We start from the raw sequence: 15647 nt of genomic DNA, 5'->3' as shown, positions 1-15647 counted from the left end.
TAACTAGCGCCGGTATACTAAAGTAGAATTATTAAATAAATATGAATTGTCTTATGTGGTGTAGGCTCTGGCGTTATCTAATAGTATCTGGCACTGTAAGGCTTCCGATTTCCTTTTAGTGCGTAAAGGCCCTTGTCGGCGCTACCCCATAAAAAAACCAAAATGAAAAGAGCGTTACTTAATGAGTATTTCCCCAAATTTCGAAGACATTAAACAAGCCTATGAACGTATAAAAGGCGACGTAAAGAAAACGCCGATTGTTGAATCTTCGTTGCTCAACAAATGGATGGGCAACCGCATTCTGTTTAAAGCGGAGTGCTTACAGACCATTGGGGCATTCAAAATTCGCGGCGCCATGAATTTTTTAGCCCGCTTGAAAGAGGAAGGTCGTTTACCGAAGCATGTGGTTGCCAATAGTTCTGGAAATCATGCTCAGGCAGTAGCCTATGCAGCAGCTCACTTTGGTATTAAGGCCACTATTTTCGCGAGCGAGACCATTTCGCCGATTAAAGCTGCTGCTACGCAAAGCTATGGTGCTGAATTAAAACTATTTCCTACCCGTCCAGAAGCAGACGCTGCTGTCGAGCAAGCCTCAAAAGCACCAGACACGGTCTGGATACCGCCGTTTAACCACAAAGATATTGTGGCAGGACAAGGCACGGCAACGTTAGAAGCGCTTAACGAAATTGGTGAGGTGGATGCTGTCTTTGCGCCGTGTGGTGGCGGAGGGTTATTGTCGGGCTCATTACTGACAACTCGCGCACTACAGCCAAATGCATTGGTCATTGGCGCTGAGCCCGCCGAAGCGAATGATGCCTCTATGTCGTTGCAAGCTGGTGAGATCATTGCTTTAGACTATGCTCCAAATACCTTAGCAGACGGTGCAGCCACGCCTTCTGTTGGCGATGTAACGTTTCCTATACTGCAAGAAATAGATGATTTCTACGAAGTGGATGAGCTGCAAATTGCTTATTGGACCCAATGGCTACATCATTTACTAAAGCTTCATATAGAGCCCACGTGCGCGATGACCATGGCTGCAGTAGCGGCTTGGGCTGCCAACACTCCACCTGGGCAAACCGCTCTTGTTATATTGAGTGGTGGCAACATTAGCCAGTCGAGTATGGCTAAGATTTGGGAGAGAGATTTTTTGCTGCAGCCTCCCATTCTTGACCTTGATGACGAAGACGAATTTGAAGACACCGAGCGTGTCGAGGCATAGCGTTGCGTTAGTGCGTAGCTATTGAAACTCGAGCAGCTCGGTATAAAAGCTAAAAAAACAAAGAATAAAACAGAAATAAAAAAGGCAGAAACTCACTATGAACTCTACATTGTCGGCACTGACATTTAAAAAGCACTCGCTTTCAAAATTGCTAACCACAACGTTTGCAACAGCGGCAACGTTAGGTGCTATGACCACCACGCTAACGGTAGATGCTGCAACGCTAGTCGAGAACGTAAAAGGCTATACGTTAAATGAAAGTGGCAAACTGATTACGTTTAAAAACCTTGTCATTGATGAAGGCAAAGTAGTTGCATTAGATATCGACAAAGATAACACGCCTGTCGATAGCACTATTGATGGCAAAGGCAAAGTCATGCTACCCGGGCTTATCGACGCTCACGGGCATTTGCTTGGCTTAGGCGCAAACTTGTTGGAAGTCGATTTGCGAGAAAGTAGCAGTGCACAAGACGCGGCCAAGACAGTTGCCGAATACGCCTTTGCAAATGGACAACAAGCTTGGATTACCGGGCGCGGTTGGAACCAAGAATTATGGTCTGACAGAGCGTTTCCAACAGCGGCTGATCTAGATAAAGTCATTTCTGACCGACCTGTGGCACTAGCTCGCGTAGACAGCCACGCTACCTGGGTGAACAGTAAAGCGATGGAAATCGCGGGTATAACTAAAGACACCCCATCGCCTGCAGGGGGCGAAATCATTAAGGACGCTGACGGTAATCCTACCGGTGTTTTCATTGATAATGCATCGCAATTAATTGAAGCGCATTTGCCTAAAGCAAGCAGCGCTATTTACGAGCAACAATTACATGCAGCAGGTGAGCACTTACTAGCAAATGGCGTTACGTCAATGCACGATGCTGGCGTAGGCAGAGACGTTTACGATTTCTATTTAAAAGAAGCGGTAGAAGGTGACTTGCCCGTGCGTATTTATGCCATGGTGAGTGCGACAGACCCTGACCTCAGCACCATGCTAGGCAATGGTACTATTCGCGACCAAGATGACTTTTTATATATTCGTTCGGTAAAAGCCTATGGCGATGGCGCACTAGGTAGCCGAGGCGCAGCATTGCTTGAACCTTATTCAGATGCACCGCATCAACATGGTTTGCTGTTAACTCAACCAGAAGATATGACCCAACTGTTTACTACGGTAATTGGTGCGGGCTTCCAGCTTAACTACCATGCCATAGGTGATAAGGCTAACCATGTTGCACTGAACGAGTTTGAAACCACGTTTAAGAGTATTGGCGGCAGCGAACTGCGCAACCGCATTGAGCATGCACAGGTGATTGCGCCTGACGACCTAGCCCGCTTTGCTTCGCTAGAGGTCTTACCTTCCATGCAGCCTACCCACGCCACCAGCGATAAGAACATGGCGGAAGATCGCCTTGGTAAAGATCGTATGAAAGGCGCTTACGCGTGGAAAACGCTACTCGATTCGGGCATTGCACTGCCTTTAGGCTCTGATTTCCCTGTTGAGCTTGCTAACCCATTTTACGGCCTTCACGCTGCGGTTACGCGACAAGACAGAAACAACCAGCCCGTAAAAGGTTGGTATGCCCACGAAGCGTTAACCATTGAACAAGCCTTCAAAGGATTTACGTTAGATGCAGCCTATTCAGGTCACATGGAAGATACCTTGGGCACACTAACGCCTGGGAAATGGGCAGACTTTATCTTGGTCGACCAAGATATTTTTACCATCGATGCCAAAGACATTTGGAAAACCGAAGTACACGCAACTTATGTGGCGGGAGAAGAAGTTTTTTCTAAATGAGTAGCGAAAACAAAAGCCTGTTAACCAAAGGGATTGGCGGCATTGGCGCTGCCCTTTTGGTGTTAAATGGCCTTATTGGGGCGGGCATTTTTGCTCTGCCCGCTAAAATGGCCGCTGAGCTCGGCGCTTTCAGCCCTTACATCTTTTTGATTTTTGGCGCGCTAATGCTGGCCATTGTGTGGTGTTTTGGGCAGCTAGCGGCGCTGTACCAAGAAACCGGTGGCCCTGTGGTGTACGCCCAGAAAGGCTTCGGCGACGCAGCGGCGTTTCAAACTGGCTTTATTTACTATTTAGCTCGCGCAACCGCGATTGCTGCCAACATGCACGTGTTATTGCTGTACGCCGGCTATGTGTGGCCCGAACTAAATGCGGGAATAGGCAAATCATTCGCTATTATCGCGCTTACCACAGCACTAATCGTAGTGAATATTGTCGGCCTTAAGGCCGCCATGCGTTCACTTGATACAATCTCGGTGCTAAAACTGCTGCCTTTCGTGGCGCTTATTGCGGTTGGTTACTGGCAGCTCGATTTTTCTACTGCGCTAGCACGTTCTTCGGAAACCGTCGTACCTGCGTTTGACACCATATCTGCTGGTGCCCTACTTACGCTTTACGCCTTTATTGGCTTTGAAACAGTAGTGGTTACGAGCGGCGAGACCAGTTCACCAAAAAGGACCATACCTCGGGCTTTAATGCTTACGGTTTCAGGTATTGCCATATTTTACTTTTGCGTGCAGTGGCTTTATTGGCACACAGTAGGGCCTGCAAAGCCGGATAGCGCACCGCTTATTGCGCTCGCCAATATGATATTTGGCGAAACTGGGGCGCTTATAATGACGCTAACCGCCGTGGTGTCGGTTGCCGGTAACTTGTTAGCGAATATGATATCTACGTCTCGGCTGACTTTTTCAATGGCAAGACAGTCACTTATTCCAGGTAAGCTAGGCAGCGTCCTGGGTAGAGTCCACACCGCCTTTACTACCCCCTATTTTTCCATACTAGTACTAGGGCTATTCGCCGGTGCTTTGGCGCTTAGCGGCAGCTTTGTGTGGTTAGCTATTTCCAGTGTACTTGCTCGGCTTGTGGTTTATGCCGTATGTGTAGTGGTGTTGATGAAAACTCAGCGGGCTTCATTGCAAGGGGCTTCCTTACAGAGCGCTTCTTCACAAAGCAACATGCAGCAAGATACTTCTGAGAAAGACGCTTACCTTAAAGGCTCTGCAGGCGTATTTGTCAGCCCTGTAAACTTGTTTCGACGTCTGATACCCTTTGTCGCGCTAGCGGTTTGCGCATGGTCTATTGCGCAGTCTTCAACCAACGCGTGGCTATTTTTACTGATCAAGGTGACACAACAAAGAGTACGGACATTTTAAACTCGCCCTTCGGGAAGGTCTGGCAAGCTTCCTAGCTTCATTCTGGGAATTTGAAAGGGAACAGCCATGCCTGCATTCCCACGCTTCGCTAGGAAACTTGCCAGCGCCTTCTGAGTGGGTAATTATCTGTGCGGACTGGTATTATCATCTCAAGCAACAAAGAATCAAAAGGTTAAACCGTGGAAATTCAAGTTATACCCGTTACGCCCTTTGCCCAAAACTGTTCATTAATTTGGGATTCATCCACTAACAAAGGCGCGTTTGTCGACCCAGGCGGCGACATTGAAAAGTTGATTGAAGCTGCATCGAATAAAGGCGTGAGTATAGAAAAAATCATACTCACTCATGGGCACTTAGATCATGTAGGCGGCACTGTCGCCATTGCTGAACATTACGGTGTACCTATTGTTGGGCCGCATATTGGCGATAAATTCTGGCTAGATGCACTTATGCAGCAAAGCCAAATGTTTGGCTTTCCACCCGCCCAACCTTTCACTCCCAACGAGTGGTTAAACGACAACGATACCATTTCAGTGGGCAATTTAACGCTAGAAGTGCTGCATTGCCCGGGTCATACACCTGGTCATGTGGTGCTGGTAGAACGCTCAAGTAATCGCGTTATTGTGGGTGATGTAATTTTCGCAGGCTCTATTGGCAGAACTGATTTCCCACAAGGTAATCATCAGCAATTAATCGACTCGATTAAACAGAAAATTATGGTGCTGCCGGATGATATGACGATTTACCCGGGTCATGGGCCAACCACTACGGTTGCAACCGAAAAGGCCACGAATCCTTATGTGTCTGGCAGGTTCGGTTAGCCTAATTAAAAATAAAAAGGCGAGGTACGTTTAATTGCTATTAACGCCCTCGCCTTCCTGCTAATTAACGCCCGCTACATACAAGCATGAAGCGATAATTAACAGACCTTACAAACAATGCTTATTCGTAAGCGCCGCTTGCATAATGCAACTCATAGCTGTGGCTATAAATTTCAAGGATGTTGCCAAACGGGTCTTCCATGTAAATCATGCGGTAAGGCTTTTCACCCGGATAGTAATAACGCGGCGCCTTCATTCGCTTTTTACCACCAGCAGCGACAATCTTCTCAGCCAAGCCTTCTACATCTGGGTCTTGAACACAGAAATGAAAAATACCGGTTTTCCAATATTCAAAGTTGTTTTCTGGGTTCTCTTGGTTGCTGAACTCAAAAATTTCAACGCCGACACGATCACCTGTTGAAAGGTGCGCAATGCGAAATTTCCCCCAACCTGGACCAAATACATCGGTACACATTTCGCCAATTGCCGAGTCATCTTCAACAATCTCAGTTGGCTTCATGATGAGGTACCAACCAAGTACTTCGGTATAAAATTTCACGGCAGCTTCTAAGTCAGGTACTGAAATTCCAATATGAGAAAACGTACGTGGATATGGTGTTTTTACTGCTTCAGTCATCACTTACTCCTATGTAGTGCAAGTTATCGAAATGGCTTAAGCGGCCGCCTCTTCAAGAAGGCCAACTCGGACACCGCTTAAGTGAATGTGCATACATAGTAACTGGACAAAGATGAAACATGAAATTATGATATTTTCTAAATTTAATAATTTTAAATTATAGAAAAATGATAAACCCTATTTGGCTCGACACCTTCATCACGTTAGTAGAAACGGGGAACTTTACGCGTACCGCAGAGCAACGGTTTATGACGCAGCCGGGCGTAAGTCAGCACCTTAAGAAACTGGAAGAAGCTTGTTTGTGTGAACTAGTCGTCCGTTTAGGCAAGGGCATTCAGCTAACTGAACAGGGCCAGCGTGTGTACCACTATGCCAAAGAGCAGCAGGAAAAAGAGCAAGATTTTATTGCCAGCTTAAAGTTTGACGCCCCTTTTGAAGGTAAGTGCGTAGTGGCCTGCTCAGGTGCGATTGCTCAGCGTGTTTACCCAGCCCTACTGGCACTGCAAAAGCAGCATAGCGCGCTTAATATTCACGTGGAAGTCGCGCCTCGACGCACAATTTTGTCAGGCATTGCGAACAATACGCTGGAGCTTGGCATTGTGACAAACCAGCCAGAGAGTGAAGATATACATAGTGAGTATTTAGGCGAAGAAGCATTGGGGCTTATTCTACCGCGTAGCCTACCTGACGCGCTTGCTGCGCAGGTACCTGGGTTATCTGAAAACGCGCAGGGTTTTATTTCGGATTCGGATTCGGATTCGGATTCGGATTCGGTAGCAAAAGTAGCAAGCGTATCTGGAAAAGCAAAGAGTAAAACTGATGATGGAAGAACATTAAAAGGCGTCATCAAGCATTTAGGGCTTATTAATCACCCTGATGCTATGCACTACTTGCAGCGCTATTTTAACGATTGCGGAGAAGCTGAGTTAGCTAACGTTAATCCGAATAAGTTGCCTCATGCCGGCTACATAAACCAGCTTTCGCAAATTCTACTGCCGGTAAGCGAAGGGTTGGGATACACCGTGCTGCCCACCAGCACACTAGACTTTGTGTCTTTTGCCGACAAACTTACCGTCTACAAAGCTAAAAATGAAGTAACCGAGCCCCTATACAGTGTTCAAACACCCCACAGCGCTCTACCCGCCCGCTACCAAGCAGTTAAACAAGCCATCACCCAAGTATTGGGTTAAAAGTGGGGTCAGAGTACATTATTCCCCTGGGTTACCAACCAAGCGCTAAGCTTTTAAAGAGCGGACTATTAAAGTTACTCTGACCCTATAGTTAGAGTTTTGGGGTCAGAGTACATTATTAGGCTGGCTTAACGACTAAGCGAAGAGCTTTTTGAGAGCGAGGCCATTAAAGTTACTCTGACCCCACAATTCGTGATTAGTCGTGAAGCGATGGATCTGGTGCAACCATTTCGGCTTCTTTTTTGTGTTCAGGGACATCTACTTTACCCGAGGCTATGACTTCGCCTTCCTGCCATAGCTTCCACTCACCCCGTTCGTAGATGTCCCATTGCTCGTCGTTGGTTAGCGGTTCAGTAGCAATAATGCTCACTACATCTTTTGGCGTGGTTTCAGCTGCAAAATCAATTTCCACCTCTACATCACTCAAACAAGCGGGGCCAAAAGGTGCTCTGCGGGTAATGCTAGCTAACTTTGTACTACAGAACGTAAATAACCAGTCGCCATTGCTCAGCAAGCAATTGAATACACCTTGCTGAGCGTACTCCTTTGCAAGTGAAACTAGCGTTTCAGCTAACTGCTCAGGCATAGCGTCTCGTGGAAGGTTTTGCCTAACATTATTCATAATATCGCAGAAAAGCTCTTCGCTATCGGTATCCCCAACTGCTTCGTAAATACCCGTTCGGCGCGAGAAGTTAGGTAGTTGCCCGTTGTGCGCAAATACCCAATATCGCCCCCACAGTTCGCGAGTAAAGGGATGCGTGTTAGCTAAGTTAATGTTACCCACATTAGCCTGACGAATATGGCAAATCGCATTCTTGCTTTTTATAGGCAACTTCGAAACAAAGTCAGCGATGGGTGATGTGGCGCAAGGCTCGGGATCGTGAAACATACGCACGCCCTTCCCTTCATAAAAAGCAACGCCCCAGCCGTCTTTATGCGGCCCTGTTTCACCACCGCGGCGAGTTAGCCCGGTAAAACTAAAACATAGGTCTGTAGGAGTGTTCGCACTCATGCCTAAAAGTTCACACACAACGTTTGTTACCTATAGCAGTTGTTTCATTAAGTACGTCGAGAATACGCAACCTCTCGAATTGAATCAATTCGACAATGGTCCGTAATAAAGGAGAAGCAGCAGACTTTACAACTCATTCACCTTTTTAAAGCCAATAACCTTCATACCACTTTATTTTAATTGAATTGCGTAAAAACGTCCGTTTTATGTTTACCTCCCCTTTCATTTATAGTTAATAATAATGATAATCAATTACAAACAAACGACTCTTTCATATATATGATGCGCTACCACTATTTCTCGATTTATTCGTTTTTCGTCATTGTTATGTGTTCGGTGTTATTACCCTACACTTCTTTTGCTAACGAGGTTTCGCCTTTAACTCACATCGCTACTACTGCGAACAACAAGATAAATCAGACCTTTGAGCATTTACTATCTGAAAACCAAATCGTGGCAATTGGTGATATACACGGCTCCGCAGCACCGACAGAGCTCTTAATCAACGCTCTGTCTGATCCTGATATCTTTGAGAGTGTCAACGTTATTGTGACTGAGTTTGGTAATAGCCATTACCAAGCTGAGTTGGATGATTATTTGCTTAATCCCAATACAATGGTTTCACTGCAAGAATTAGAGCCTTTGTGGCAGGACAGTATTTATTTTATGGCGTGGCAATATGAGCATTACCGCCATTTCGTGCAGGCACTAAGGTTACTCAATGTATCGTCAAACCATAAAGTTCGCATAGCTCTTGCTGAACCAGAGTTTAAATGGGAAGGATTGAGCAAAAAGCAATGGCAGTCTCTCACCAAAACACGCATTGTGAACTATGAGAAAACTGTGAAGCAGGTAGCTGAACAAAACGATAAAGCGATTCTTCTGTTTGGCGCAATGCATACATTAAAGCAGCCGGTGTCGTTAAAGCGGGGTGAAGCAATCAATGAGTTTGTGCCCTTTACTTCTAAGCTTGAGGACCTAAATATTGCGACGATATGGACCCACTTTTCTACATCGACAATACCTGATATTTCTACTCCTACGCTTGTTTTGCTTAACGAAAAGAGTGAATTGAACTCCCCTTTATCCAGCGTTTCAGCACGATTTGCAGACGGCACGAATCAAAAGCTTTCAGACGTTGCTGACGCATACTATTACCCAGGCCCTTTGGACCGACATGCGCCAGTGCCTTTACGTATTAAACGAGACAGCCAGTGGCACCACGAGATGAATCGACGCGCCGCAATAGTTGACGAACGAGTCTCAGCACAAATCGCTAAGCAATTAGCTGAATGGAAAGCCGAAACCGACTAGCATTGTGAGATTATGGGGTCAGAGTACTTTTTTAGTAATGTACTCTGACCCCATTTATTCGGTGACCCCATTTATTCGGTGTGTTGTTGGGGCTGACAAATCCCATGTAATGCTGACGGGTCGTCGACACTGAGATAAAGTGTGTCCATCGGCTCAATAAAAGTCGCTAAACCCGAGTAATACTTTTGTTCTGACACAAAGGTAAGCTTAACGTTTGCGTTGCCTCTACCGAAATGGAACTGTTCTTGTGTTGAAGCTGCTGCCCAACTGCCTGTTTCGACTTGATGAATATTTGAAAGTGGAATAACAGTCATTCCCCACCACGAATTATTCACCATAAGCTTATCTTTTATAAGGTAAACAGAGTAATACTTGCTGACTCTGTAGTTTGCAATGAACATCACTATGAGGTAAAAAACCAAGGTTGCCACGACAATGGCAACCGTTTCACTCCAAAGTGCAATGGCGAGATAACTTGCATACGTCGCAACTACAAGCGCTACACAAACCAATGACACATGCCACCACTGTGCAGACCATAAACGCAGATTGGCTATAGCGGGAACATGGTTTCTACTAAAACGAGGTATGGCGTAGTACCAACTGGCGGGCTCATGAGCAAACATTAGTGCCAACTCTAACTTCTTTGCTTCCTTTGATCCTTTTTCATAAATGTTATCGCCTTCATATTGTTCCAGCATATGAAGGCGCGGATCGCCAGAGAGCTTTCGAGCCCCCCACAACGCTTTAACTATCGTTACCAGGAGGAGAATTTCAATCACCATCAATACGGCAATAACCGGGTATTTAAGGTAGGTAATGAATTCAAAGTAATAGGCTAACTTCTCTGGATAGTTATAGCGTGCGACCAAACTACTTAAAGAAAGAACTAACAATAATTTCCACAGAGCCTGATTGCCAATTTGAATAATCCAGAAATAGTAAAGTACAGGCAAAAAGACGAAATATGCCAACGTAACAAGCAAGGTATTTCGCCACTGTGCGTTAGCCCAAATACTTTCAAAGGAGAGCGTTATTTCAGGAAGGGTTTCAGGTAAAAATAACGTTCCTACATAAAAGCAGGCAGCAGCAACTATTAGAAAAGCTATTCGGTATTTAACGGGTTTGCGCATAATTCATCCCTGATGCGTTAAACAAGCTGGCTGAATGCTTAACCAGCGATACTACCAACCATACTGAAAATGCGCCGAAACCAAAAGCATAAATCGTAAAACTAATGGGGTCGGAGTACATTACTTAGAAATGTACTCCGACCCCATTTATTTAATGTACTCTGACCCCATTTTTTAAGCGGCTTTCACTTTGGGAGAGTCTTCGTGCTTGGTAGCGCTGCTTTGAGTATCGCTTTTTGTGTTGCGTGACTCATCTGCAGTTTGGCTATCGCGTACGTTTTTCTGCACCGTAATAGCGGCGAAAAGGCTTAATATGAAGGCCATGCCGAAGAAGCCTTTTTCACTTAATAAAAGCTCAGCATTTAATAGGCCAATTACTAACAATACGATGGCTGATGCAGTGGCTACAGCTGATGCAAGGAAGTACGCTTTGGTAGTTGGCACACCTTCCATTTTATCGCGTACCGTTTTTTGTAAGCTCACCACAGAAAACAAGCCAAATAACATAATGGTGAAGTAATAACCTTTTTCATTAAGCGCCATTGGGGCATTGTAAAGGCCGATAAAATAAGCGGCTACACCCACAATTAGGGCTGCCAGTGAAGCTATTCGAAATGCTTTCGTTGGTTTATTCTGAGTCTGCATTATTAAATTCCTCGATAATAGTTGTCTCACCGTTACTCGCAAAAATAACTGCCTTTTCCGATAAATCGTATTTCTGCATGTAACGAGCAAGGCTTCCAAATGTAGTCGTTTCTACCTTACGACCGTGATCGGACAGCGTCACGCCGTTGCTGAACATACTCGCCAAGCCAAGTTTGGCGCGGCTCATATTTACTTTTTGCGGCGTAAAATATGCTTTTGCATTAGCTTTTAGTTGGGCTATATCTGTGGTGGAGTACACCGCAGCATTCAGCACATCTAGGGTGTACTCGGTACAGTTTTGTCGTTCACTGTTGAATGGGTTAGCAACCACTGAATAGCGTGGGTTATGCAACAATTTTGCTCTATCTTCGCTGTACATACTTATAAGCGCTTGCTGCACAGCAACCGATGGGATAATCAGGCCTGCTTCGAGCACATAAGCACTCCAGAAAAAATCTACCGGATAATCTGTAACTAAATGACTCACGTCTTGTTTATCAGCATCTTGATACAAATTATGGATTGCATAGCCTTTGGCTGTCTCTCCATTATCTAGCTGAATGCTTGAGTAGATACCAATAGCTGTGTGCGTAAAGCGAATGCCCTCCGGCATGTCTTCAATCGGTCTGCCTCTCCTTGCAATAATGAAGGCACGAGCTCCTTGGCTTGCCGCATACTTTTCTACTTCTTTAGAAAAAATGGCAATGGCTTCTGGTGAAAACGAAGGTTTTCCGTGCTGCTGACTACCTGCCAAAGCGTGATTAGCGTTGGCAGTAAGTAGTACCAAAGCCACAGCCATTGAATACAAAAATGTTTTCATACTCTTCCCTGCTTAAATTCTCTCGACTTGCACTGAATAAGAGCCACCTAAAGCGCTCGCTATTTATTATGAAGCGCTAGATGCACAACGCTTCGCTGTAGCAGTGTTTTACCAAACTATAGCCACTTTTATAGCGTCCAATCGCGCTTCAAAGTTCGAGCAATTAATTAACCGTTAGCGTTTAGTTGTGATAGTAGTTGTCGTAGTCGTTGTTGTGTTAGTGGTCGCAACGACTTTGTTTGGCGCAGGGTCTGCAGTAATGATTGTTTGGGTAATCACTAACGGCTGGTTATTATCAACGGAGAGCTGATGACTAGCTCCGTGAATACTGCGGCTACTCTCGCCAATCACACTTTCAGCAACTGCGCTACCTGCCACTACAGCACTGCCGGTAAGTATCACCGGAACAGCAACTACTGCACTCGCTACTGACGCCGTCGTTGCTAAGCCTTCTGATGCAGCAAGCGCGCTATGTTTACTGGCTTTGGCACTGTGGTCGATGGAATCATCTGCCATTACAGAATGGGTAAGAAGCGCACTACTTAATAGTGCAGTTAACATCAATGTTGAACGCGAATTTTTCATATCACTTGCTCCTAGTATGTAAAGGCGAGATGTGCCTGAACATGTTCTACACTAGAACCAAGAATAATTTTCGTAAACCACAATCACTGATGTAGTATTAAATTACACCACAAGTATAAATATTTAATACCATGAGCCAAATTAACCTTGTTTACGACACGCTTAAACAATGTTTACGAGAGCAGCGATTTACCTACAAACAGATCGCACAGAAACTGAACGTAAGCGAGGCCAGCGTAAAACGAAATTTCTCTTTACAGGCTTTCAGTCTCGATAAACTGGAACAGATTTGTGAATGCCTAAATTTGTCATTGAGCGACCTTTTTAGCCTGTCGCAAAAGCAGCAGGAAAAAATATCACAGCTGTCTGAGAAGCAAGAAATGGAACTACTTGCCAATCCCAAACTACTGCTCGCAGCAGTTTGCGTGCGCGATGGTTGGCGATTCTCGGAAATCATCAAGCACTACGATATTTCTGAGGTAGAGGGCATTAAGCTAATGACAACCTTAGATAAACTTAAGCTTATAGAGCTGTTGCCGAACAACCGCTACAAGCTACTTATTGCGCAAAACTTTCGCTGGATCCCTGCCGGCCCGCTAGAGAAATTTATGGAACAGGAAGTAATGGTGAAGTTTATGGATCCAAAGAAAAACGAGCCATGGATGTTCCGTTTCTATTTACGCGGCCGCTATTCTCAGACCTCGGTTTCGATTATTCAGCGCCGTCTTGAACAACTGCGACAAGAAGCCGCAAAACTCAGCAGCGAAGATAATGCCCTACCAATTGAAGAACGCCAGCACATTGGCCTTTTAATGGCGATGCGGCCTTGGGAACCCTCGCTTTTTGAAAATATGAAGCGAAAATAACCCTGTCGAAGTATATTTGGGGGGTCAGAGTACATTAAATAGAAAAGTACTCTGACCCCATTTTTAAGCGGTCCCGCTTTTTCGAAAGCACGCTAAGCAACATCCAGCACATTATTTTGGATGGGCTAAAGCCAGCGTAATACTTGATGCATGAGTTGCCACGGGCGTGGAATAAATTTGAGGAAGGGTCTTCTGGCGCTCTTGCATGTGGAGGACATTAACCACTCTTACAATGGTAATAGTGACGAACTTTCTTTTAAAAAACCTTCCAGTCGCTCGACCTGAGTAATTGCCACGCCCCCGTAGCGCTTTTCAATCAACTTTAAATCATACAGCTTCGTTAATGATTTATGTGCGGTAAGTACGGTAACGCCCAACCTTTCAGCATAATCACTCTGCCTTAAGGGTATAAAGGCGTGCTTAGAGGTAAGATACGATTGATAAATTAGCTTAGCTAACTGGACGTGAGTGGGTAAGCGTCGAATATCATCCAACCTTTCCAGCGCCGAGTGAAGCTTTATTGCCAGTGACCGAGTGATGAATTCAGCAATCGCTGGATGTTGGCTTGTCAGAGAACGAAAAGCAGGTTCAGGGATTTGTAAAACCTTACATTGCGTTAGCGCTTCAGCGTGATGCGTTCTTGCAAGTGATGCATATAATGTGAACTCGCCAAACGTATCTCCTCGTTGCAATACAGTAGTAATTTGATAACTGCCGTCCAGGCCATAATTACCAATCTTTACTTCTCCTGATACCACAACAGACAGCCCTTTGTTTTTACTTCCCCTATCGTGAATTGTCGACGTAGCCGCATAGGTTCTTAGCGTTCCAAAAGGCAAACAAAGCTCGACGTAGTCGTCAGACATAATGGTTTGCTGTTTGCCGTGGATGTAGGACATGGCATTGAAATCTATACAAGTATATATTCTTACATGTTAACGCAATGTAAATTCACTCTCAACAATCTCTTGGCGGGAGTCATTACAATGGGTTATCAATGGGCAATTTTAGCGGTTTTTATCACGTTTGCTTTGCTGGAAGCGAAGAATGGTAAGCTATTTAAAAAAGCGACAGAAGTGAGCGATGATGGAAAAGTAGAGCTGATAGGTACTTTACTCTTATTTATTGTAACCCAGCCACTGGTTCTATTTTGTTCTGCAACAATGATGGCACTAGCATTTCCCCAATATCAGGGAATACTTGTAGACTCCCCTATTATCTTGCACATAGCGCTACTTTTGATTTTCGATGACATGATGCAATATTGGTGGCATAGGCTGTCACATTCCACCCGATTTCTTTACAACTTACACAGAGCCCACCATAACGCTAAGTACATGAGCGTTCGCATTATTTACAGAAATAACTTTTTCTATTACCTGTTTATGCCTTCGCTATGGTTTTCCGGTGCACTAATTTACCTGGGTTTGGGTTGGACCTATGCCTTTTACTTGGTGGTCAAACTTACCGTGATCACTGGCGCCCACGCAGAGTGGAAATGGGATAAGAGACTTTACAATATTCGGTGGTTACATCCTGTGGCCTGGGTAATTGAACGCACGATATCAACGCCTTCAACACATAGTGCGCATCACGGATTAAAAGCAGATGACGGCGTGACCAACTACAAAGGTAACTATGGAAATCTGTTGTTCTTTTGGGATGTGCTATTTGGTACCGCTAAGATCACCAGGCAGTATCCTGCGCAATACGGTATTGAGGGGATGTTTTACGCCAACTGGAAAGAACAGCTTATTTGGCCGCTTTATAAAACACCACGAAAGCCTAGAGTAGTGCACATTCCATCGACGAAAGTGAACGACGCTAGCCAACCTTTGATACCGAACACAAAACAAATACCTACGGGTGAAACTATTGAAAGTAAAGCCTAGCGCATTGATACGCAGCAAGTGGGTTCGTGCTAGAATAGGGTATTAACTTAGAACAAGCAGCGGCACTTTATGAATCAACAACCTAATAATCCCTTACATGGCTTAACGCTAGAGAAAATCGTCACGCAACTTCACGAGCGTTACGGATGGGATGGATTGTATTACCGCATCAAAGTGAACTGCTTTAATAGCGATCCTTCGATTAAATCGTCACTTAAGTTTCTTAGAAAAACCCAATGGGCGCGAGATAAAGTAGAGCAGCTTTACATACAGACGTTTAGTAATAATGCCTCAAATGGTGAACCTTAAAGCCATTTGAGCTGTTAAAACTTGAAACCG

16 protein-coding genes are annotated in these 15647 nt (G+C 45.0%); 9 read left to right on the top strand and 7 right to left on the bottom strand.

Translation table 11 applies throughout. From position 1 onward, the window contains the following. The first annotated feature begins 181 nt into the window (after window positions 1-181). The 4 genes from F0261_RS15415 (at window position 182) to F0261_RS15400 (ending at window position 5214) form a co-directional block, all read left to right on the top strand. A complete protein-coding gene (locus tag F0261_RS15415; RefSeq protein WP_171338391.1) occupies window positions 182-1222 on the top strand; it encodes a serine/threonine dehydratase in 1041 nt (346 codons plus the stop codon). 97 nt (window positions 1223-1319) lie between these two features. Continuing rightward, window positions 1320-3020: an amidohydrolase gene (locus F0261_RS15410; RefSeq protein ID WP_171338390.1), complete on the top strand. Its 1701-nt coding sequence runs from the start codon at window positions 1320-1322 to the stop codon at window positions 3018-3020. Then, window positions 3017-4393 (top strand): APC family permease, encoded by a 1377-nt coding sequence (locus tag F0261_RS15405; RefSeq protein ID WP_171338389.1) that lies wholly within the window; start codon window positions 3017-3019, stop codon window positions 4391-4393. Before F0261_RS15410 ends, F0261_RS15405 begins: the two co-directional genes overlap by 4 nt. A gap of 179 nt (window positions 4394-4572) precedes the next feature. Further along, the gene (locus tag F0261_RS15400; RefSeq protein WP_171338388.1) at window positions 4573-5214 is read left to right on the top strand and encodes an MBL fold metallo-hydrolase; all 642 of its coding nucleotides are present in this window, start codon (window positions 4573-4575) and stop codon (window positions 5212-5214) included. Between the two features lie 121 nt (window positions 5215-5335). Here F0261_RS15400 and F0261_RS15395 read toward each other — a convergent pair whose 3' ends face one another. Beyond that, a complete protein-coding gene (locus F0261_RS15395) occupies window positions 5336-5851 on the bottom strand; it encodes a lactoylglutathione lyase family protein (protein WP_014950763.1) in 516 nt (171 codons plus the stop codon). A 167-nt stretch (window positions 5852-6018) separates the two neighbouring features. Here F0261_RS15395 and F0261_RS15390 point away from each other — a divergent pair, with 167 nt between their 5' ends. Further along, a complete protein-coding gene (locus tag F0261_RS15390; RefSeq protein WP_171338387.1) occupies window positions 6019-7041 on the top strand; it encodes a LysR family transcriptional regulator in 1023 nt (340 codons plus the stop codon). A gap of 196 nt (window positions 7042-7237) precedes the next feature. Here the strand turns inward: F0261_RS15390 and F0261_RS15385 are convergent, their stop codons facing one another. Next, on the bottom strand, window positions 7238-8071 hold the full coding sequence (locus tag F0261_RS15385; protein WP_014980350.1) for a class II glutamine amidotransferase: 834 nt from the start codon (window positions 8069-8071) through the stop codon (window positions 7238-7240). A 309-nt stretch (window positions 8072-8380) separates the two neighbouring features. Between F0261_RS15385 and F0261_RS15380 the strand changes: the two genes are divergently transcribed. Beyond that, on the top strand, window positions 8381-9367 hold the full coding sequence (locus F0261_RS15380) for a hypothetical protein (protein WP_253819430.1): 987 nt from the start codon (window positions 8381-8383) through the stop codon (window positions 9365-9367). A 71-nt stretch (window positions 9368-9438) separates the two neighbouring features. On the opposite strand, the gene F0261_RS15375 is transcribed toward F0261_RS15380, so the two are convergent. From F0261_RS15375 to F0261_RS15360, 4 genes are all read right to left on the bottom strand, one after another. Beyond that, a complete protein-coding gene (locus tag F0261_RS15375) occupies window positions 9439-10500 on the bottom strand; it encodes a hypothetical protein (RefSeq protein WP_171338385.1) in 1062 nt (353 codons plus the stop codon). A 174-nt stretch (window positions 10501-10674) separates the two neighbouring features. Further along, a complete protein-coding gene (gene yiaA, locus F0261_RS15370) occupies window positions 10675-11145 on the bottom strand; it encodes an inner membrane protein YiaA (protein WP_014980353.1) in 471 nt (156 codons plus the stop codon). Beyond that, on the bottom strand, window positions 11129-11965 hold the full coding sequence (locus F0261_RS15365) for a DUF2145 domain-containing protein (protein ID WP_171338384.1): 837 nt from the start codon (window positions 11963-11965) through the stop codon (window positions 11129-11131). The genes yiaA and F0261_RS15365 overlap by 17 nt, the downstream gene beginning before the upstream one ends. 174 nt (window positions 11966-12139) lie before the next feature. Then, complete coding sequence (locus F0261_RS15360) at window positions 12140-12550, bottom strand: hypothetical protein (RefSeq protein ID WP_171338383.1); 411 nt, start codon at window positions 12548-12550, stop codon at window positions 12140-12142. Between the two features lie 131 nt (window positions 12551-12681). Between F0261_RS15360 and F0261_RS15355 the strand changes: the two genes are divergently transcribed. Beyond that, on the top strand, window positions 12682-13416 hold the full coding sequence (locus F0261_RS15355) for a helix-turn-helix transcriptional regulator (protein ID WP_171338382.1): 735 nt from the start codon (window positions 12682-12684) through the stop codon (window positions 13414-13416). Window positions 13417-13643: 227 nt separating this feature from the next. Here F0261_RS15355 and F0261_RS15350 read toward each other — a convergent pair whose 3' ends face one another. Continuing rightward, window positions 13644-14315, bottom strand: a complete 672-nt coding sequence (locus tag F0261_RS15350; protein ID WP_014980357.1) for a Crp/Fnr family transcriptional regulator — start codon at window positions 14313-14315, stop codon at window positions 13644-13646. Window positions 14316-14402: 87 nt separating this feature from the next. Between F0261_RS15350 and F0261_RS15345 the strand changes: the two genes are divergently transcribed. Both F0261_RS15345 and F0261_RS15340 read left to right on the top strand, forming a co-directional pair. Continuing rightward, a complete protein-coding gene (locus F0261_RS15345) occupies window positions 14403-15308 on the top strand; it encodes a sterol desaturase family protein (protein ID WP_171338381.1) in 906 nt (301 codons plus the stop codon). 69 nt (window positions 15309-15377) lie between these two features. Next, a complete protein-coding gene (locus tag F0261_RS15340; RefSeq protein ID WP_171338380.1) occupies window positions 15378-15617 on the top strand; it encodes a VF530 family DNA-binding protein in 240 nt (79 codons plus the stop codon). The last annotated feature ends 30 nt before the right edge of the window (window positions 15618-15647 follow it).

Source organism: Alteromonas sp. 07-89-2 (assembly GCF_013113925.1).
Classification (GTDB): domain Bacteria; phylum Pseudomonadota; class Gammaproteobacteria; order Enterobacterales; family Alteromonadaceae; genus Alteromonas; species Alteromonas macleodii.
Note: the sequence above shows the minus strand (reverse complement) of the source record. Positions and strands in the feature narration are given on the sequence as shown.

Excerpts from the sequence above, each read along its gene's own strand:
- F0261_RS15415 (WP_171338391.1), top strand. The coding sequence starts at position 182 with ATGAGTATTTCCCCAAATTTCGAAGACATTAAACAAGCCTATGAACGT.
- F0261_RS15410 (WP_171338390.1), top strand. The coding sequence starts at position 1,320 with ATGAACTCTACATTGTCGGCACTGACATTTAAAAAGCACTCGCTTTCA.
- F0261_RS15405 (WP_171338389.1), top strand. The coding sequence starts at position 3,017 with ATGAGTAGCGAAAACAAAAGCCTGTTAACCAAAGGGATTGGCGGCATT.
- F0261_RS15395 (WP_014950763.1), bottom strand. The coding sequence starts at position 5,851 with ATGACTGAAGCAGTAAAAACACCATATCCACGTACGTTTTCTCATATT.
- F0261_RS15390 (WP_171338387.1), top strand. The coding sequence starts at position 6,019 with ATGATAAACCCTATTTGGCTCGACACCTTCATCACGTTAGTAGAAACG.
- F0261_RS15380 (WP_253819430.1), top strand. The coding sequence starts at position 8,381 with ATGTGTTCGGTGTTATTACCCTACACTTCTTTTGCTAACGAGGTTTCG.
- F0261_RS15375 (WP_171338385.1), bottom strand. The coding sequence starts at position 10,500 with ATGCGCAAACCCGTTAAATACCGAATAGCTTTTCTAATAGTTGCTGCT.
- yiaA (WP_014980353.1), bottom strand. The coding sequence starts at position 11,145 with ATGCAGACTCAGAATAAACCAACGAAAGCATTTCGAATAGCTTCACTG.
- F0261_RS15365 (WP_171338384.1), bottom strand. The coding sequence starts at position 11,965 with ATGAAAACATTTTTGTATTCAATGGCTGTGGCTTTGGTACTACTTACT.
- F0261_RS15360 (WP_171338383.1), bottom strand. The coding sequence starts at position 12,550 with ATGAAAAATTCGCGTTCAACATTGATGTTAACTGCACTATTAAGTAGT.
- F0261_RS15355 (WP_171338382.1), top strand. The coding sequence starts at position 12,682 with ATGAGCCAAATTAACCTTGTTTACGACACGCTTAAACAATGTTTACGA.
- F0261_RS15350 (WP_014980357.1), bottom strand. The coding sequence starts at position 14,315 with ATGTCCTACATCCACGGCAAACAGCAAACCATTATGTCTGACGACTAC.
- F0261_RS15345 (WP_171338381.1), top strand. The coding sequence starts at position 14,403 with ATGGGTTATCAATGGGCAATTTTAGCGGTTTTTATCACGTTTGCTTTG.
- F0261_RS15340 (WP_171338380.1), top strand. The coding sequence starts at position 15,378 with ATGAATCAACAACCTAATAATCCCTTACATGGCTTAACGCTAGAGAAA.